This is a genomic window from Achromobacter pulmonis, from assembly GCF_902859765.1.
In the GTDB taxonomy this organism is placed as follows: domain Bacteria; phylum Pseudomonadota; class Gammaproteobacteria; order Burkholderiales; family Burkholderiaceae_B; genus Achromobacter; species Achromobacter pulmonis.
In genome coordinates this window covers 172,235-189,196 of sequence record NZ_CADIJV010000005.1, presented here as the reverse complement: position 1 = coordinate 189,196, position 16,962 = coordinate 172,235, and the positions used below count along the sequence as shown (strand labels likewise).

Annotated in this window: 16 protein-coding genes; 11 read left to right on the top strand and 5 right to left on the bottom strand. The window is 67.3% G+C overall.

The genetic code is table 11. From position 1 onward, the window contains the following. Window positions 1–15: 15 nt before the first annotated feature. Window positions 16–1,059, top strand: coding sequence for a histone deacetylase family protein (locus HV701_RS07055; RefSeq protein WP_175132358.1), 1,044 nt, complete (start codon window positions 16–18; stop codon window positions 1,057–1,059). A gap of 60 nt (window positions 1,060–1,119) precedes the next feature. Here the strand turns inward: HV701_RS07055 and HV701_RS07050 are convergent, their stop codons facing one another. Then, window positions 1,120–2,454, bottom strand: coding sequence for an MFS transporter (locus HV701_RS07050; RefSeq protein WP_175132357.1), 1,335 nt, complete (start codon window positions 2,452–2,454; stop codon window positions 1,120–1,122). 222 nt (window positions 2,455–2,676) lie between these two features. On the opposite strand from HV701_RS07050, the gene cyoA reads away from it, so the two are divergent. From cyoA to HV701_RS07015, 7 genes are all read left to right on the top strand, one after another. After that, window positions 2,677–3,720, top strand: coding sequence for a ubiquinol oxidase subunit II (cyoA, locus tag HV701_RS07045; protein WP_175132356.1), 1,044 nt, complete (start codon window positions 2,677–2,679; stop codon window positions 3,718–3,720). Between the two features lie 60 nt (window positions 3,721–3,780). Next, window positions 3,781–5,784 (top strand): cytochrome o ubiquinol oxidase subunit I, encoded by a 2,004-nt coding sequence (gene cyoB, locus HV701_RS07040; protein WP_175132355.1) that lies wholly within the window; start codon window positions 3,781–3,783, stop codon window positions 5,782–5,784. Continuing rightward, complete coding sequence (gene cyoC, locus HV701_RS07035; RefSeq protein WP_175132354.1) at window positions 5,777–6,418, top strand: cytochrome o ubiquinol oxidase subunit III; 642 nt, start codon at window positions 5,777–5,779, stop codon at window positions 6,416–6,418. The genes cyoB and cyoC overlap by 8 nt, the downstream gene beginning before the upstream one ends. Then, window positions 6,415–6,813, top strand: coding sequence for a cytochrome o ubiquinol oxidase subunit IV (gene cyoD / locus HV701_RS07030; RefSeq protein WP_175132353.1), 399 nt, complete (start codon window positions 6,415–6,417; stop codon window positions 6,811–6,813). Before cyoC ends, cyoD begins: the two co-directional genes overlap by 4 nt. Window positions 6,814–6,817: 4 nt before the next feature. After that, window positions 6,818–7,612: an SURF1 family protein gene (locus HV701_RS07025; RefSeq protein WP_175132352.1), complete on the top strand. Its 795-nt coding sequence runs from the start codon at window positions 6,818–6,820 to the stop codon at window positions 7,610–7,612. Window positions 7,613–7,905: 293 nt separating this feature from the next. Then, window positions 7,906–9,084, top strand: coding sequence for a porin (locus tag HV701_RS07020; protein ID WP_175132351.1), 1,179 nt, complete (start codon window positions 7,906–7,908; stop codon window positions 9,082–9,084). A 294-nt stretch (window positions 9,085–9,378) separates the two neighbouring features. Beyond that, the gene (locus tag HV701_RS07015) at window positions 9,379–10,485 is read left to right on the top strand and encodes a porin (RefSeq protein ID WP_175132350.1); all 1,107 of its coding nucleotides are present in this window, start codon (window positions 9,379–9,381) and stop codon (window positions 10,483–10,485) included. Here HV701_RS07015 and HV701_RS07010 read toward each other — a convergent pair. Further along, on the bottom strand, window positions 10,482–11,270 hold the full coding sequence (locus HV701_RS07010; protein WP_175132349.1) for an AraC family transcriptional regulator: 789 nt from the start codon (window positions 11,268–11,270) through the stop codon (window positions 10,482–10,484). The two genes, HV701_RS07015 and HV701_RS07010, sit on opposite strands and share 4 nt — an antisense overlap. Window positions 11,271–11,360: 90 nt before the next feature. On the opposite strand from HV701_RS07010, the gene HV701_RS07005 reads away from it, so the two are divergent. Continuing rightward, complete coding sequence (locus HV701_RS07005) at window positions 11,361–12,542, top strand: multidrug effflux MFS transporter (protein WP_175132348.1); 1,182 nt, start codon at window positions 11,361–11,363, stop codon at window positions 12,540–12,542. A gap of 65 nt (window positions 12,543–12,607) precedes the next feature. Here the strand turns inward: HV701_RS07005 and HV701_RS07000 are convergent, their stop codons facing one another. Next, window positions 12,608–13,264 (bottom strand): ArsR/SmtB family transcription factor, encoded by a 657-nt coding sequence (locus tag HV701_RS07000; protein WP_175132347.1) that lies wholly within the window; start codon window positions 13,262–13,264, stop codon window positions 12,608–12,610. Window positions 13,265–13,388: 124 nt separating this feature from the next. Here HV701_RS07000 and HV701_RS06995 point away from each other — a divergent pair, with 124 nt between their 5' ends. Beyond that, window positions 13,389–14,690 (top strand): ParB/Srx family N-terminal domain-containing protein, encoded by a 1,302-nt coding sequence (locus HV701_RS06995; RefSeq protein WP_175132411.1) that lies wholly within the window; start codon window positions 13,389–13,391, stop codon window positions 14,688–14,690. 44 nt (window positions 14,691–14,734) lie between these two features. Here the strand turns inward: HV701_RS06995 and HV701_RS06990 are convergent, their stop codons facing one another. Next, complete coding sequence (locus tag HV701_RS06990; protein ID WP_175132346.1) at window positions 14,735–15,343, bottom strand: glutathione S-transferase family protein; 609 nt, start codon at window positions 15,341–15,343, stop codon at window positions 14,735–14,737. Window positions 15,344–15,461: 118 nt separating this feature from the next. Between HV701_RS06990 and HV701_RS06985 the strand changes: the two genes are divergently transcribed. After that, window positions 15,462–16,463 (top strand): helix-turn-helix transcriptional regulator, encoded by a 1,002-nt coding sequence (locus HV701_RS06985; protein WP_175132345.1) that lies wholly within the window; start codon window positions 15,462–15,464, stop codon window positions 16,461–16,463. Here HV701_RS06985 and HV701_RS06980 read toward each other — a convergent pair. Next, window positions 16,451–16,831: a hypothetical protein gene (locus tag HV701_RS06980; RefSeq protein WP_175132344.1), complete on the bottom strand. Its 381-nt coding sequence runs from the start codon at window positions 16,829–16,831 to the stop codon at window positions 16,451–16,453. The genes HV701_RS06985 and HV701_RS06980 overlap by 13 nt on opposite strands. Window positions 16,832–16,962 lie beyond the last annotated feature (131 nt).

The following is a 16,962-nucleotide window of genomic DNA, read 5'->3' as shown; positions in this document are numbered from 1 at the left end:
TCCCCAGACGCTACCGTGCATATCTTCCACAACCCCGTCCACGGCAAACACGATGGCCGCCAGGAAATGTTCCGCGGCAAGCTGGTGCCCTGTCACGAAACCCCGGCCCGCCTCGAATACGTGCTGCAGGCCCTGCGCCAGCGCGGCATCGGCACGCTGCAGGCGCCGGCCGCGCCCGACCTGGAGCTGGTCCGGCGCGTGCACAGCCCGCGCTACGTCGACTTCCTGCAAAGCGCCTGGCGCGACTGGATCGCGCTGGACCCGGCCAACGCCGACCTCGACATCCTGCCGTCGGTGTGGCCGGTGCGCGGCTTTCGCCACGACATCTCGCCCAGCAATTTCGCCGCGCGCGTTGGCCTGTTCTCGTTCGATAGCGGCAGCCCGCTGACGGCGGGCACCTGGGAAGCCGCCGCCGCCGGCGCGGCCTGCGCCATCGACGCCGCGCGCGCGATATCGGGCGGCAACGGCCCGCGCGCCGCCATGGCGCTGACGCGCCCGCCCGGCCACCATGCCGGCGCCGATTTCTTCGGCGGCTACTGCTTTCTGAACAACGCCGCCCTGGCGGCGCAGGCGTTGCGCGAGGCCGGCGCCGAACGCGTCGCGGTACTGGATATCGACTACCACCACGGCAATGGCACGCAGAGCATCTTCTACGCGCGCGGCGACGTGCTGACCGTGTCGGTGCACGGCGACCCGACCACCGAATACCCCTTCTTCCTGGGCTATGCCGACGAACCCGGCCAGGGCGCGGGCCTGGACGCCAACCTGAATCTGCCGCTGCCGGCCGGCACCGACTTCGCCGGCTGGACCCTGGCGCTCGAACAGGGGCTGGCCGCCATCGCCCGCTTCCGGCCGGACGCGCTGGTGGTCGCGCTGGGCGTGGACACCTACGAAGGCGATCCGATCTCGAAGTTCAAGCTGCGCAGCGCCGACTACCTGCGGGTGGGCGCGCGGCTGGCCCGGCTGGGCCTGCCCACGGTATTCACCATGGAAGGCGGCTATGCGGTGGCCGAGGTCGGCACCAACGTCGCCAACGTGCTGGAAGGCTACGCCGCTTGATCGAACCCGGCGGCCGACGGCGGATACGCACAGCGGCCGGGTCCGGCCCTCATCGGTCCGTCAGTCGCGCGTCTCCAGCGCCTTGTTGATGCGCAGGGCCAGCAGCGTGCAGGCGGTGCCGGACAGCAGGTAGATGCTGACCGCCACCAACCCGAAACGCGCGGACAGCCCCAGCGCCACCAGCGGCGCGAAAGCCGCGCCGATGAGCCAGGCCATGTCGGTGGTCAGCGCCGCGCCGGTGTAGCGGAAGCGTTTGCTGAAGTTGGCCGTCACCGTGCCGGAGGCCTGGCCATAGGACAGCCCCAGCAGCGCGAAACCGATCAGGATGAAGGCGTCCTGCGCCTTGGGGCCGCCGCCCAGCAGCCACGGCGCGAACAGTGCGAACACGCCGATCAGCGCGGCCAGCACGCCCAGCGTGGTGCGCCGGCCGATGCGGTCGGCGATCCAGCCCGAGGCGATGGTGCCCACGATGCCCACGCCCGCGCCGATGATCTGCACGATCAGCACATCGGGAATCTGTTGCGTGGCGCTGACCGCGATCCACGACAGCGGAAACACCGTCACCAGGTGGAACAACGCATAGCTGGCCAGCGCCGCGAACGCGCCCAGGAACAGGTTGTAGCCCTGCTCGCGCACCATCTGGCCAGTGCTGATGGGCTCCAGTTCGCCCTCTTCGAGCAGTTGCGTGTATTCCTCGGTCAGCACCAGCCGCAGCCGCGCGAACAGCGCCACCACGTTGATGGCAAAGGCCACGAAAAAGGGATAGCGCCAACCCCAGTCGAGGAAGTCGGCCTCGGTCAGTGTCACATGCAGGAACAGGAACAACGCGCTGGCGATCATGAAGCCGATGGGCGCGCCCAACTGGCCCAGCATCGCGTACCAGCCGCGGCGCTTGGGCGGCGCGTTCAGCGCCAGCAATGAAGGCAACCCGTCCCAGGAACCGCCGAAGGCCAGCCCCTGCAGGCAGCGGAACACCGCCAGCAGCACGATGGCGTGCGAGCCGATGGCGTTGTAGCCCGGCAGGAAGGCCATGCCGACCGTGGCGGTGCCGAGCAGGAACAGCGCAATGGTGAGCTTGGTGCCGCGCCCCCAGCGCCGCTGGATCGCCATCGATACCGCGGTGCCGATGGGCCGCGCGATGAACGCGAACGAGAAGATGACGAAGGCCCACAGCGTGCCTTCAAGCTGCGGTTCGAACGGAAAGAACACCCGTGGAAACACCAGCACGCAGGCGATGCCGAAAACGAAGAAGTCGAAGTATTCGGAGGCGCGTCCGATCACGACCCCCACCGCGATCTCGCCGGGCGCCACCTTGGCGTGGCTGCCGGTTGCGCCTGTCGCGCCCTGGCCCGGCAAGGCGGAGGCGTGGCCGGGATAATGCGTGGTGGTCGCCATGTGAGTGCTCGCTGAAAGGATGTTTGAACAACGCCTTGTCTACGAATTTGCAACACACTCGTACGCACATGCGGCCGGGACTCGCGTGCCGTGCCGCGCTGGCGGCCAGCCCTGGCCCGCACACCTACGCGTGCATACTTTTGCTCTTTTTACCCTAGATTTTTCGCGGCTTCCAGCGTAGTGTTGCGTTTAACTCCCACGGTTACGTTTCGGGGTATGGCCATGCCGTCTTTCCCAAGGCTCCGCGGATTGTTCCTGTTTGCCGCCCTGCCATTGCTCTCCGGATGCAATGCGGTATTGCTCTCCCCATCGGGCGATATCGCGCTGCAGCAGCGCAACCTCATCATCATTTCCACCGGCCTGATGCTGCTCATTATCGTGCCGGTGATCTGCCTGACCTTCCTGTTCGCGTGGCGCTATCGCGCCAGCAATCGCGATGCGCACTACGACCCCGACTGGCACCACTCCACGGTGCTGGAGCTGCTGATCTGGGCCGCGCCGCTGTTGATCATCATCGCGCTGGGCGCGCTCACCTGGGTCAGCACCCACCAGCTCGACCCCTACCGCCCCCTGGCGCGGCTGTCCGAAGGCCGCGAGGTGCCGCCCGGCACCAAGCCGCTGGTGGTCGAAGTCGTGGCGCTCGACTGGAAATGGCTGTTCCTGTATCCCGAACAGGGCGTGGCCGCGGTCAATGAAATGGCGGCCCCCGTCGATCGCCCGATCCAGTTCAAGATCACCTCGTCCACGGTGATGAACTCCTTCTTCATCCCGGCGCTGGCCGGCCAGATCTACGCCATGCCGGGCATGCAGACCACGCTGCACGCCGTCATCAACCACCCCGGCGAATACGAAGGGCTGTCCGCCAACTACAGCGGCGCGGGCTTTTCCGGCATGCGCTTTCGCTTCCATGGCCTGGACCAGCAGGGCTTCGACAAATGGATCGCCGACGCCCGCGCCTCCGGCGCCACGCTGGGCCGCGACACCTACCTGAAACTGGAACAGCCGAGCGAACGCAATCCGGTGCAGCGCTACGCCAGCGTCGCCCCCGGCCTGTTCGACGCCATCGTCAACCGCTGCGTGGAGCCGAACCGCATGTGCATGAGTGACGCCATGGCGATCGACGCCCGCGGCGGCCTGGGCATTCCCGGCGCGCGCAACATCGCCAGCCTGGACGAGGCCACGCGCGAGCGCCTCGGCCTGGCCGGCGCGCCGCCGCGCAAGTATGTCGGCGCCATGTGCACGTCGACGGCGGATCTGACGTTGTAGGGGTTGCGCCGGAGCAGCGGCGCATTGCGTGAAACCAAGGTCTTCACCCTGGAAACCGAGATGACTGATCAACCCGACCTCACCAAGCTGATCTTCGGTCGCCTGACCTGGGACGCCATCCCCTTCCACGAGCCGATCCTGCTGGCCACCTTCGTGATGGTGGCCATCGGCGGCATCGTGGTGCTGGGCGCCATTACCTACTACCGCAAGTGGGGCTACCTGTGGCATGAGTGGTTCACCAGCATCGACCACAAGAAGATCGGCATCATGTACATGGTCCTGGGGCTGGTGATGCTGCTGCGCGGCTTCGCCGACGCCATCATGATGCGGCTGCAGCAGGCCGTGGCCTTCGGCGATTCCACCGGCTACCTGCCGCCGCACCATTACGACCAGATCTTCACGGCGCACGGCGTCATCATGATCTTCTTCGTGGCGATGCCGCTGGTCACGGGGTTGATGAATTACGTGGTGCCGCTGCAGATCGGCGCGCGCGACGTGGCCTTTCCGTTCCTGAACAATTTCAGCTTCTGGATGACCACCGGCGGCGTGGTGCTGGTGATGATGTCGCTGTTCGTCGGCGAATTCGCGCGCACCGGCTGGCTGGCGTATCCACCGCTGTCGGGCATCGCGCAGAGTCCGGACGTGGGGGTCGATTACTACATATGGGCCCTGCAGATAGCCGGGGTCGGCACGCTATTGTCGGGCGTGAACCTGCTGGTCACCATCGTCAAGATGCGCGCGCCCGGCATGTCGCTGATGCGCATGCCGATCTTCACCTGGACCGCGCTGTGCACCAACGTGCTGATCGTGGCGGCGTTCCCGGTGTTGACGGCGGTGCTGGCGCTGCTGTCGATGGACCGCTATGTCGGCACCAACTTCTTCACGGCCGACTTCGGCGGCAACGCCATGATGTACGTGAACCTGATCTGGATCTGGGGCCACCCCGAGGTCTACATCCTGATCCTGCCGGCCTTCGGCATCTTCTCGGAGGTGGTCGCCACCTTCTGCCGCAAGCGCCTGTTCGGCTATGCGTCGATGGTCTACGCCACGGTGGTGATCACGGTGCTGTCGTACCTGGTGTGGCTGCACCACTTCTTCACCATGGGTTCCGGGGCCAGCGTGAACTCGTTCTTCGGCATCACCACCATGATCATCTCGATCCCGACCGGGGCCAAGATCTTCAACTGGCTGTTCACCATGTACCGCGGCCGCATCCGCTTCGAGGTGCCGATGCTGTGGACCATGGGCTTCATGGTCACCTTCGTGATCGGCGGCATGACCGGCGTACTGCTGGCGGTGCCACCGGCCGACTTCGCGCTGCACAACAGCCTGTTCCTGATCGCCCACTTCCACAACGTCATCATCGGCGGCGTGCTGTTCGGCCTGATGGCCGGCATCACCTACTGGTTCCCCAAGGCATTCGGCTACAAGCTCGACCCGTTCTGGGGCAAATGCTCGTTCTGGTTCTGGCTGGTGGGCTTCTATTTCGCCTTCATGCCGCTGTACGTGCTGGGGCTGATGGGCGTGACGCGGCGCCTGAACCACTTCGAAGACATGTCGCTGCAGATCTGGTTCCAGGTGGCCGCGTTCGGCGCCTTCCTGATCGCCATCGGCATCGCCTGCTTCCTGATCCAGCTGGTGGTCAGCTACCGCCGCCGGGAAGCGCTGCGCGACGACAGCGGCGATCCATGGGACGGCCGCACGCTGGAATGGTCGACCTCCTCGCCGCCGCCCAGCTACAACTTCGCCTTCACGCCGCGGGTGCATGACCAGGACGCCTGGTGGCAGATGAAACAGCACGGCTACCAGCGTCCGCAGAGCGGCTTCATCCCCATCCACATGCCCAAGAACACCTGGGCCGGCATCGTGCTGGCGGGGATCAGCGTGGTCATGGGCTTCGCGCTGATCTGGCATATGTGGCCGCTGGCGGTGCTGTCGTTCGCCGCGCTGATCATCGTGGCCATCGTCCATACCTTCAACTACCAGCGCGAGTACTACGTGCCGGCCGACGAGGTCGTGCGCACGGAGGCCGCCCGCACCCAACTGTTGGCGAAACATGTCTGATACCCTGGCTCCCACCCTGCCCGGCGGCAGCGCGCCGCCCGCCGAGCCCGTGTTCCACGTGGCTGGCGAACACCACCCGAAAAACGGCACGCTGCTGGGCTTCTGGGTCTACCTGATGAGCGACTGCCTCATCTTCGCCTGCCTGTTCGCCACCTATGGCGTGCTGGGGCGCAGCTATGCGGCCGGGCCGTCCGGCGCCGATCTGTTCGATCTGCCGCTGGTGGCGGTCAACACCTCGCTGCTGCTGCTGTCCTCCATCACCTACGGTTTCGCCATGCTGGAAATGCGGCGCAACCGGGTCGGCGCCACGCAGGCCTGGCTGGCGGTCACCGGCCTGCTCGGGCTGGGCTTCCTGTCGCTGGAACTGTATGAGTTCGCGCATCTGATCCACATCGGCGCCGGACCGCAGCGCAGCGCCTTCCTGTCGTCGTTCTTCACCCTGGTGGGCACGCACGGGCTGCACGTCACGTTCGGCATCGTCTGGCTGGTGACGATGATGGTGCAGGTGCGCGTGCACGGCCTGATTCCCGAAAACCGCCGCCGGCTGATGTGCCTGTCGATGTTCTGGCACTTCCTGGACCTGATCTGGGTCGGCGTGTTCACCTTTGTCTACCTGATGGGAGTGCTGCCATGAACGCCCATGCCGATGCTGCCGGCCACGGCCACGATCACGGCCATCACGACGATGACGACGGCGCCGCCCATGGCACCCTGAAAAGCTACGTCACCGGCTTCATCCTGGCGGCCATCCTGACCGCCATCCCGTTCTGGCTGGTGATGGACCGGGTATTCGAGAGCTCGCGCACCACGGCGCTGATCATCCTGGCGTTCGCGGCGGTCCAGATCGTGGTGCACATCGTCTATTTCCTGCACATGGATGCCAGGTCCGAAAACGGCTGGAACATGTTGGCGTTAATATTCACGCTGGTGCTGGTCGTGATCACGCTCAGCGGATCCATCTGGATCATGTACCACTTGAACTCCAACATGATGCCCATGTCGATCCACGACATGCGGAATATGCCCTGACGTGATGGCGGCAACAAAAGACTCTACGCATTCCGGCGACACCCCCCGCAACCCTCGCAGCGCAACCACCCTGGTCATCCTGGGCGTGGTGGCAGCCGCGCTGTTCGCGGGCCTGTGCGCCCTCGGTACCTGGCAGGTGCACCGCCTGGCCTGGAAGCAGAACCTGATCGCGCAGGTGGACCAGCGCGCCCATGCGCCCGCCGTGCCCGCGCCGGCCCGCGCCGACTGGCCGGCGCTGACGTCCGACAATGCCGAATACCGCCGCGTATCGGCCAGCGGCACTTACCTATACGACAAGCAGACGCTGGTGCAGGCCGCCACCGAACTGGGCAGCGGCTACTGGGTCATGACGCCGCTGCAACGGGCGGACGGCGGCGGCACGGTGCTGGTCAACCGCGGCTTCGTGCTGCCCGAATGGCGCAAGCGCCAGGCCGCCGGCGCCCCGCCCGGGGCCGAGGCCGCGCCGGTCAAGGTCGAGGGCCTGCTGCGCATGGGCGAGCCGGGCAACGGCTTCCTGCGCAACAACGATCCGGCCGCCAACCTCTGGTATTCGCGCGACCTGCCGGCCATCGCCCAGGCGCGCGGGCTGGGCGCGGTGGCGCCGTACTTCATTGACGCCGACGCCGCCCCCGGCGCCGTCCGCGATCCGGCGCAGGCCCCGGTCGGCGGCCTGACGACGCTGACCTTTCCCAACAATCACCTGGTCTATGCCATCACCTGGTATGCCCTGGCCGCGATGATCATCGTCGGCGCCGGCATCGTGGTGCGCGAAGAACGGCGGCTGCGCGCGCGCCGCTGATCCCTGCCCTCGCGGCCAGCGGCCGCGAGTGTCCGCCTGCGGCGAGCCCTCTCGCCGCCCTCCCCTCTGCATACCCACCTATCGCGGCCCAAAGGTCGCTAGGCGTGCGGCTGTTCGTCGCCTGTGGCGAACTCGTCTCAGATACGTCCTAGAACGCCTGCGGATCACAGAGCGTCGGCCGAAGCTACCGGAGAATGGCCCAGTGCAATCCACACAGGCCATCGAAACCACCCCGCGCACCACGCCCGGCGGCATGTTCTTCGGCTTCCCTAAAAACTCTAGGAGTTCCCGCGATGAAAAAAAACCTGCTTGTCGCCGCCATCCTGGCCTCGTTCGCCGGCGCCGCCCAAGCCGAGACGTCGGTCACGCTGTACGGCGTCGTTGACACCGGCATCGGCTACAACAAAATCTCCGGCCACACGTCCATGATGGACGATACCGGCGTGAGCCGTGACGTCGACTTGAGCGGTAGCAGGGTCGGCATGATCAATGGCATCCAGGGCGGTTCGCGCTGGGGCCTGAAGGGCTCCGAGGATCTGGGCGACGGCCTGCGCGCCATGTTCACGGTCGAAAGCGGCTTCGACTCGGGCAACGGCCAGTCGCAGCAGAGCCGCCTGTTCAACCGCCAGGCCACCGTCGGCCTGGCCAACGATAGCTGGGGCTCCCTGGAATTCGGCCGCCAGACCACCCTCAGCGGCAACTTCCTGGCAGAAATCGATCCCTTCTACACCAGCTTCACCCAGGCCAACATCGGTACGACCTTCAGCGCAGCCAACACCATGCGTTGGGACAACATGATCATGTACCGCAGCCCCTGGACCGACGGCTTCCAGTTCGCGGTGGGCTATTCCTTCAACGCCGACAGCACGGACGCGAACCAGAGCGGCTTCCGCACCGCCGACAATGCGCGTGGCATCACGGCGGGCCTGCGCTATGTCAACGGCCCGTTGAATGTGTCGATGACCTATGACCAACTGAACAGCTCGAACCAGGCTCGCGACATCGCCGCAAACGGCCGCGAACGCACCATCAACGGCACCCCCACCGAATTCAACCACGACATCACGCCGCGCCAATACGCGCTGGGCATCTCGTACGATCTGGAAGTCGTGAAGCTGGCTGCCGCCTACGCACGCACGACCAACGGCTTGTTCGTCATGCAGGATCTGCCGGTGGGCTCGCTCAACGAAAACTCCGGAGCCTACCTCTACAGCGACGGCTTCAAGGCCAACTCCTACATGCTCGGCGCCACGCTGCCGCTGGGTGGCGCAGGTAGCCTGTTTGGTTCGTGGCAACATCTTGCCTCCACCGACAGTGACGATCCCAAGATGAACGTCTGGAGCGTGGGCTATACCTACGACCTGTCCAAGCGCACCAGCCTGTATGCCTATGGCTCGTACGGCAAGAACTACCTGCTGGTCGACGGCCTCAATAGCACTGCTGGCGGCGTCGGTATCCACCACCGCTTCTAAACCCGCTTGCGGCGCCGGCACCGCCGGCACCACGCCGCCAAAACGCCGTCACGGACGCCTCTGTCCGTGACGGCGTTTTTTTTCGCGATCCTTCCCGGGTGCGGCCTGGGCTTTCGGATCGCGAGGTGCTTGTGATTCGGCTCCTCGCCCAGCCGATCAAAGTAGCGAGAATTTCATGCGTTTTGCCAGAAAATAAGGATTTTTGACCTACAATCAAATTTGGGGACAGCAATCGGCATCTTGCCTGACGTGCTGTTCCCTTTGTTTTTTCTCTTCACAACAGGAGTTCCACGGATGAAGAAGACGCTGCTCGCAGCCGCAATGTTGACCACTTTTGCAGGCGTCGCTCAGGCAGAACCGTCAGTCACTCTCTATGGTGTCATCGACACCGGCATTGGCTACAACAAGATCAAGGGCAATGGTTATGACGGCAGCAAGCTCGGCATGATCAACGGCATCCAGGCCGGCTCCCGCTGGGGCCTGCGCGGATCCGAAGACCTGGGCGATGGCCTGCGCGCCGAGTTCAAGCTGGAAAGCGGCTTCGATTCGGGCAATGGCACCCGCGGCCAGAGCGGCCGCCTGTTCGGTCGCCAGGCCACCATCGGGCTGGCCAACGACGCCTGGGGCACGATCGAGTTCGGCCGCCAGGCCACGGTGGGCTCGAACTACCTGGCCGACATTGACCCCTTCTATACCAGCTACACCCAATCGAACATGGGCCTGGGTTTCAGCGCGGCCAACACCATGCGCTGGGACAACATGGTGATGTACCGCAGCCCCTCGATGAGCGGCTTCCAGTTCGCCGCGGGCTATTCCTTCAACGTCGACGATACCAATAGCGACGAAACCCGTTTCCGCACCGCCGACAACTCGCGCGGCATCACCGCCGGCCTGCGCTATGTCGAAGGCCCGGTGAATGTCACGCTGACCTACGACCAGCTCAATGGTTCGAACCGCGCGTCGATCGACCACGATGCCACGCCGCGCCAGTATGCCGTGGGCGCTTCGTACGACCTGGAAGTGGTGAAGCTGGCCGCCGCCTATGGCCGCACCACCGATGGCTGGTTCGTCGGCCAGGACCTGCCGGCCGGCACGCCGTTCAGCGATGAATTCGGCACCAACCGCTACGTCGACGGCTTCAAGGCCAACGCCTACATGCTGGGCGCGACGCTGCCGCTCAGCGGCGCCAGCAGCCTGTTCGCGTCGTGGCAGCACGTTTCGCCGTCTAACGACCGCCTGACCGGCGGCGATGCCAACATGAACGTCTGGAGCGTGGGCTATACCTACGACCTGTCCAAGCGCACCAACCTGTACGCCTATGGCTCATACGGCAAGGACTACGCGTTCATCGACGGCCTCAAGAGCACCGCGGCCGGTGTCGGCATCCGCCACGTGTTCTAAGACGAAGGCTCGCGCCGGCGCTGCCGGCGCCCCGGCGGTTCACCGTAGGCGCGCCGGTACATGGCGATGAAGGCGCTGTCGCTGGCATAGCCCATGGCATGCGCCACCGCCGTCACCGACGCGCCCTCGGCCAGCCGCGCCCGCGCCATCAGCAGCCGGCATTGGGTGCGCCAGCGGGTGAAGGACAGGCCGGTTTCCGCCAGGAACAGCCGCGCCAGCGTCCGCTCGCTGGCGCCGACCCGCCCTCCCCAATCGTCGATCGACAGCGGGCAGGCCGGATTCGCCAGCAATTCGCGCGCGATGGGCAGCAGCCGCCGGTCGCGCGGCATCGGCAAATGCAACGGCGTCGCCGGCGCCGCCCTCAGTTCATCCAGCAACGTGCGCACCAGGCGCTGGCGCGGCGCGTCCAGGGCTTGGTTCGAGGGCCATTGCGTCACGCGCAGGATCATCTCGCGCAGGAGCGGATTGACGTCGAGGATTCCGGGCTCCCGCGGCAGGCCGGGATAGACGCCGACATCGAAATACAGGCTGCGATAGGCGAACGAGCCTTGCATCACCGTGCGATGCCGGCAGCCGGCCGGCAGCCAGGCCGCCTGCAGCGGCGCCAGCTGTCCCACCCGGTCGTCCAGATAGAGGGTCACGCCTCCCTCGGCCTGATACAGCAATTGCGCGCGCCGGTGGGTATGCCAATCCGAGGCGTGCGCGCGCGTGTCGATCGCCATGCCCACGACAGGGCAGGCCACGAGATCCGGATCCTCGACGGCGGCGGGTGGGTAGACGGGCATGTCTGGTTGGCGATGTTTTATGGCTGAATATCGTGATTCTGCATGCCGTGGCGCGCCTACGCTAGCGTCTTTTTGCGTGACGGCGGCATCATGGCTTCCCCTTCCTCCTTCTCCTCCTCATCCTCTTGCACCACGGGCGCCCTGCCGCCGCCGTGGCTCGTCATCGCGCTGCTGGCGCTGCCACAGATCGCCGAAACCATCCTCGCCCCGGCCCTGCCCGACCTGGCGCGCCACTGGCGCCTGGATCCCGCCGCCACCCAGCCGGTCATGGGCGTCTTCTTCGTCGGCTTTGCCGCCGGGGTGTTGCTGTGGGGCCATCTGGCCGACACCCGCGGCCGCCGCCCGGCGATGCTGGCGGGGCTGGCCGTCGGCTTGGCGGGCACGCTGGGCGCGCTGGCGGCGCCGAGCTATCCGTGGTTGCTGGCCGGGCGCTTCGTGCAGGCGCTGGGGCTGGCGGCCTGTTCGGTGGTGACGCAGACCGTGCTGCGCGATTGCCTGGACGGCCAGCGGCTGACCCATTACTTCGTCACGCTGGGCGCGGTGCTGGCATGGTCGCCCGCGGTCGGACCGCTGACCGGCCAATTGCTGGCCGACTGGCGAGGCTATCCCGGCGTGCTGGCGGCGATCGCGGCAGGCGTGGCACTGCTGCTGGGCGCGGTCGTCTGGCGCTGGGCCGAGACCCGGCCGGCGCCGGCCGGGCCCGTGGCGCTGGCCGCGCTGGCACGCCGGATGCTGGGCGACGCCGCGTTGCGCCTGGCCGTGTTGCGGGTGGCGGGCCTGAACCTGCTGGTGTTTTCCTTTTATGCCGCCGGGCCGTTCATGACGGGGCGCTTGCCCGGATTGGGTTTCGGCTGGGTGGGCCTGGGCGTGGCGCTGGCCGGCTGCCTGGGCGCGGCCGCCAACCGCCGGCTGCCGGCCACGGCGAACGCCGCGCGACGGGTCCGCCATGGCCTGCGCTGCGTCGCCCTCGGCGCCACGGCCCAGGCGCTGGCGATGGCCTGGCAGCCGCAGCCAGGCTGGCTGTGGGCCGCCACGGCCCTGCCGGTGTTCGCCGGCTACGGGCTGGCGATACCCAACCTGCTGGGCCCGGCGCTGCGCCGTTATGGCGATTGCCTGGGCCGCGCCGGCGCCCTGTTCGGACTGGCCTACTACAGTCTGCTGGGCCTGGGTCTGGCGGCCACGTCCTGGCTGCCGTTCGACACGCCGCTGCCATTGAGCCTGGCGTGGATGGCGGTGGCCGGGTGTTTGCTGCTGGCGCGCGAGCGCGGTTAGTCGCAAGCGCGCGTCCAGGCGCACCCGGTTTTGGCTTTACCCGCCTGGGGCTTACCGTCTGGGGATCACCCTTCCGGCAGGCCCTCGGCGCGCCAATCCGGAAATCCGGCGTCCAACCGCCGCGCGCGCAAGCCGTGGGCGCGCAACGCGGTAACGGCGTCCGAAGACAACACGCAGAACGGCCCGCGGCAATAGGCCACGATTTCATGGTCGGCCGGCAGTTCGCCGATCCGCTGGAGCAGTTCGTCCGCGGGAATATTGATGGCGCCGGGCAGGTGCCCCTGCGCGAACTCGTCGGCGGGCCGGACATCGAGCAGGGTCATGCTGCCTTCGCCCAGCCGGCTCAACAGTTCGTCGCGCGAGATGGCCTCGAGGCCGTCGCGCCGGTCCTGGCTGTCGGCCACCAGGCGCCGCATTTCGCCGCGATTGTGCTGCGCCACCGCGCCCAGCGCGTTGAGCAGGCCGGCGATTGGCGCGGTGCCCAGGCGGTAATACACGTGCTTGCCGTCGCGCCGGGTCGCCACGAATCCGGCCCGGCGCAACTGTTGCAGGTGCTGCGACGCATTGGCCACCGACAACCCGGCCAGTTCAGCCAGCCGTTCGACCGGACGTTCACCCTGCGCGATGTGTTCCAGCAAGATCAGGCGATGGGCGTTGCCCAGGGTGCGGGCAAGCTCCGCCAATTCGGCGGCGAGCGAGGGTTGGACAGGTGGCGCGGTCATTGGCGGCGATCTTAGCATTGCGCCACCCGCGCCCCTATCCCCTGTCCCGGGCAGGGCGGTGCCATCAATGCGCAACACGTTGCTGTCATCATTGGATACTTCCCTGGTCTACGCTCCTGCCTCCATGCCGCGCCTGTCTCCCCCCGCCATGTCTCGTCCGCTCTCTTCTCCCTGGCGTTCCGTCCTGCGGCTATTGGCCTTGGCCGCGCTCCCCTTGATGCTGGCCGCATGCAACGGCAGCGACAACGATGAGGGCGGCAGCCCCGTGGCCGAAAACCCGGCGCCGCCGGCGGATACGCGCAACCCGGCCTACCTGGCGGCCAAGCCCGGCGATGTGATCAAGGTGCGCATCGAGGCGCTGCGCCCGACCCAGGCCGCGATCGGCTACGACCAGATCTACTACAAGCTGGGCCGCTGGCAGGGCGACTTCAATCGCGCCACCTGGGCCGCCGATCCGGCCAAGCAGCTGGACTACCTGAACCGCACGGTCGGCAAGAAATTCAGCGACTACTGCGAAGACATGGGCGCCACCACCGCCCAGGCCTTTGCCTCGATAGCCGAAGCGCAGGCCGCGCGCCTGGACCAGCCCGCCACGTTCCACTGCACCGCCGCCATGGGCGCCGACCCGACCCACCTGAAAACGGTGGTGGTCGGCTGGGACGGCAATCTGTACCTGACCGACGGCCATCACACTTTTTCGTCGCTGCGCGAGATCGCCGACGGCGGCCCCACGCTGCCGGTGTGGGTCAAGGTCGACGCCAACTACAGCGGCATCGGCAGCGCCGCGGCGTTCTGGCAACGCATGGTCGATGAACGCAAGGCCTGGCTGCGCGATGGCCAGAACCAGCCCATCACGGTGGACCAGTTGCCGACGCGCCTGGGGATGGCCAATGCGCAGGAGGCCGGAGGCATGCAGGAAGACCGCTACCGTTCGCTGGTGTACTTCACCCGCGACATCGCCTACAGCAACGGCGATCTGCCGGAATTCGCCGAATTCCTGTGGGGCGACTGGCTGCGCCGCCAGGTGGCCGGCGGCCAATTGCCGGACCTGGACCAGTACGCCATGATGGCGCCCTCGACCCCGGCGCAGATCCTGACGGTCAGTACCCTGAGTTCGGCGCTGGCCGCCACCGGCGCCAACGACGGCTATGCGGCGGCGGTGCGCAATGCCGCCCTGAAGATGACGGCGCTGGCCGATAATGACCTCGTGTTCGAGGATCGCACGGCGGCCAGCCTCGGCCGCATCGTGCTGGTGCCCGGCGCGCCTGGCGGCTCGCCGACCAAGAACGCGCGCGACACGCTCGAAGAGCTGCCCCGCAACGACGTCAAGGGCGACGGCAGCCCGCGCGGCGCCGGCAAGCTGTGGTTCGCGGTCAACTACCGCGCCTGCGGCAAGCCGGCGGCCGGCACCTGCTGGGGCTGGTAGCGCGGCGCCGGCATGTCGCGCAACGGAGCAGGCGCCGGCCCGCGTCAGCGGTCGATCTGCATGGCCGGCCGGGCCTGCACCTTGCCCAGCCAGGCCTGTACCTTCGGGTGCGCCGCCACCGGCGCCCCGAGCATCGTGCTGTAGCCGATCACCGATCCCACCACCAGATCCGCCAGCGAGTAGTCGGCGCCCAGCATCCAGGGCTGGCGCGCCAGGTGGCCGTCCAACACCGCCAGCAAGGCATCCAGATGGGCCAGCGCCCGTTCCGCCTGGCGCGGGTCGCGCTGGCCCGCTTCGCCGTGGCCGACATGGAACAGGCGCCACAGCACCGCGCCATAGGAAACATAGACCCACGAGCACCAGGACATGGCCGCCAGCCGTTGCGGCGTGCCCGCGGCGGGCCACAGGCCACGTTCGACGCCCCATTGCTCGCCCAGCCAGAGCTGGATCGCCAGCGCCTCGAACAGCGGCGCGCCGTCCACGGTGAGCGTGGGGACCTTGCCGTTCGGGTTGATCGCCAGGAATTCGGGACGGCGCTGTTCGCCGGCACGGATATCGACCTTCACGCGCTCGTGCGGCACTTGCAGTTCGGCCAGGGCGGAGGCGATCGGGGAAGCACTGGACTGCGGGTGCCAATAGAAGACGATGGACATGGAACAGACTCCGTTTCGAGGGGGTTGCGCCGCGGCCCCATGGCCGCCGGCGATACGGTGAACTGTAGAATCCATTGCGGACAGTTTCCGCCCTTGATACCCGGTATCGTTCCCCCCCATGCTCACCTCCAGCAACCGCCTCCTGCGCCTGCTATCGCTGCTGCAAACCCGCCGCCACTGGAGCGGCGCGGACCTCGCCCAAGCCCTCGAGGTGCACCCGCGCACCCTGCGGCGCGACATCGAACGGTTGCGCGAACTGGGCTATCCGATCCAGGCCAGCAGCGGCGTGGCGGGCGGCTACGCTTTTCGCGCCGGGCACGCGCTTCCTCCTTTACTGCTGGACGACGAGGAAGCGCTGACGGTGGCGATCACCTTGCGCACCGCCGCCACCGGCACGGTCGCCGGCATCGAGGAGGCCGCGCTGCGGGCGCTGGTCAAGCTGGAACAGGTGATGCCCGCGCGGCTGCGCCACAAAATGGACGCATTGCGCTCGGCCCTGGTGCCGCTGGCGCGCCACACGCCGCTGGTGGATGCGAGCCTGTTGGCCGCCCTGGCCGCCGCTTGCCGCGACCAGTTGCGGGTGCGCTTCGACTATACGGATGGCCGCGGCCAGCCCAGCACGCGCCAGGTCGAACCGCAGGGATTGGCGCATACGGGCTGGCGCTGGTATCTGGTGGCCTGGGACCCGGCGCGCGAGGATTGGCGTACGTTCCGGCTCGACCGTATCGGCGGCGCGGTCACGCCGGGAACGCACTTCCGGCCGCGGCCGCCCCCGGACGGCGGCGACCTGCGCGGCTATGTCGCGCGCTCGGTGGGCCAGGGCGCCAACACCGAGCAGGCCCGCATCGTCCTGCACGCGCCACGCGCGGCGATGGCGGCGCGCATTCCGTCCTGGGCCGGTGAACTCGAAGCGCTGGACGACGGCCGCTGCCTGTTGTGCTGCGCGGGCCAGTCAATGGACGCGCTGAGCTACTGGCTGCTGGCGCTGGATGTGGAATTCGATGTGCTGGCGCCGGCGGCGCTGGTGCAGCGCCTGCGGCAGGCGGGCGAGCGCATCGACCGCATGCTGCGCCGCCACGCCGCGGACGCGGCGCGAACGGAAGGGAATCAGGCGGGTTGACCGGCCTGTTCGGACTGCTTGACCAGCTCGGCCTTGGCCAACTGCTGCATGACCAGCGAGACCTTGTCGGCGATCTTCAATTTGTCCGCCGCGGACATGGCGTCGTAGTCTTCCTTGGAAATGCCAAGCGCGGCGAGCGCGGCGTAGAACATCTTGTCCTGCAATGACAGGGTCGCGTAGTCCATGAACTCCTGTTCGGCGGCGGAGGGCGCGGCCTGGGTCGCGCCCTGCACGCCACCGCCCAGGGACGAGGCGCCGCGCTGGCGCGCATCGGCGAAGGCGGCGCGGAAGGCGCCGTTGTCGGTACCGGTCACGGAATGGCGAGGGGCGGCCGGGTCGGCGGCGGACGAGGGGTTCAGGACGATCATGACGCGGCCTTTGCGTGAATAGCTCGATGGTCCACACGTTACCCCGTGAGCGGCGCGGGCGAATCCATGGACTGATGCCCGATCGCCTCGCTTATCCGCCGATTGCACCCGGTGCGCATCGCCCCGGGTTC

Coding starts and splice junctions, on each gene's coding strand:
- HV701_RS07015 (WP_175132350.1), top strand. CDS start 9,379: ATGAAGAAGACGCTGCTCGCAGCCGCAATGTTGACCACTTTTGCAGGC.
- HV701_RS07000 (WP_175132347.1), bottom strand. CDS start 13,264: ATGACCGCGCCACCTGTCCAACCCTCGCTCGCCGCCGAATTGGCGGAG.
- HV701_RS06995 (WP_175132411.1), top strand. CDS start 13,389: ATGCCGCGCCTGTCTCCCCCCGCCATGTCTCGTCCGCTCTCTTCTCCC.
- HV701_RS06980 (WP_175132344.1), bottom strand. CDS start 16,831: ATGATCGTCCTGAACCCCTCGTCCGCCGCCGACCCGGCCGCCCCTCGC.
- cyoD (WP_175132353.1), top strand. CDS start 6,415: ATGAACGCCCATGCCGATGCTGCCGGCCACGGCCACGATCACGGCCAT.
- HV701_RS07005 (WP_175132348.1), top strand. CDS start 11,361: ATGGCTTCCCCTTCCTCCTTCTCCTCCTCATCCTCTTGCACCACGGGC.
- HV701_RS07025 (WP_175132352.1), top strand. CDS start 6,818: ATGGCGGCAACAAAAGACTCTACGCATTCCGGCGACACCCCCCGCAAC.
- cyoC (WP_175132354.1), top strand. CDS start 5,777: ATGTCTGATACCCTGGCTCCCACCCTGCCCGGCGGCAGCGCGCCGCCC.
- HV701_RS07020 (WP_175132351.1), top strand. CDS start 7,906: ATGAAAAAAAACCTGCTTGTCGCCGCCATCCTGGCCTCGTTCGCCGGC.
- HV701_RS07050 (WP_175132357.1), bottom strand. CDS start 2,454: ATGGCGACCACCACGCATTATCCCGGCCACGCCTCCGCCTTGCCGGGC.
- cyoA (WP_175132356.1), top strand. CDS start 2,677: ATGCCGTCTTTCCCAAGGCTCCGCGGATTGTTCCTGTTTGCCGCCCTG.
- HV701_RS07010 (WP_175132349.1), bottom strand. CDS start 11,270: ATGCCCGTCTACCCACCCGCCGCCGTCGAGGATCCGGATCTCGTGGCC.
- HV701_RS06985 (WP_175132345.1), top strand. CDS start 15,462: ATGCTCACCTCCAGCAACCGCCTCCTGCGCCTGCTATCGCTGCTGCAA.
- cyoB (WP_175132355.1), top strand. CDS start 3,781: ATGACTGATCAACCCGACCTCACCAAGCTGATCTTCGGTCGCCTGACC.
- HV701_RS06990 (WP_175132346.1), bottom strand. CDS start 15,343: ATGTCCATCGTCTTCTATTGGCACCCGCAGTCCAGTGCTTCCCCGATC.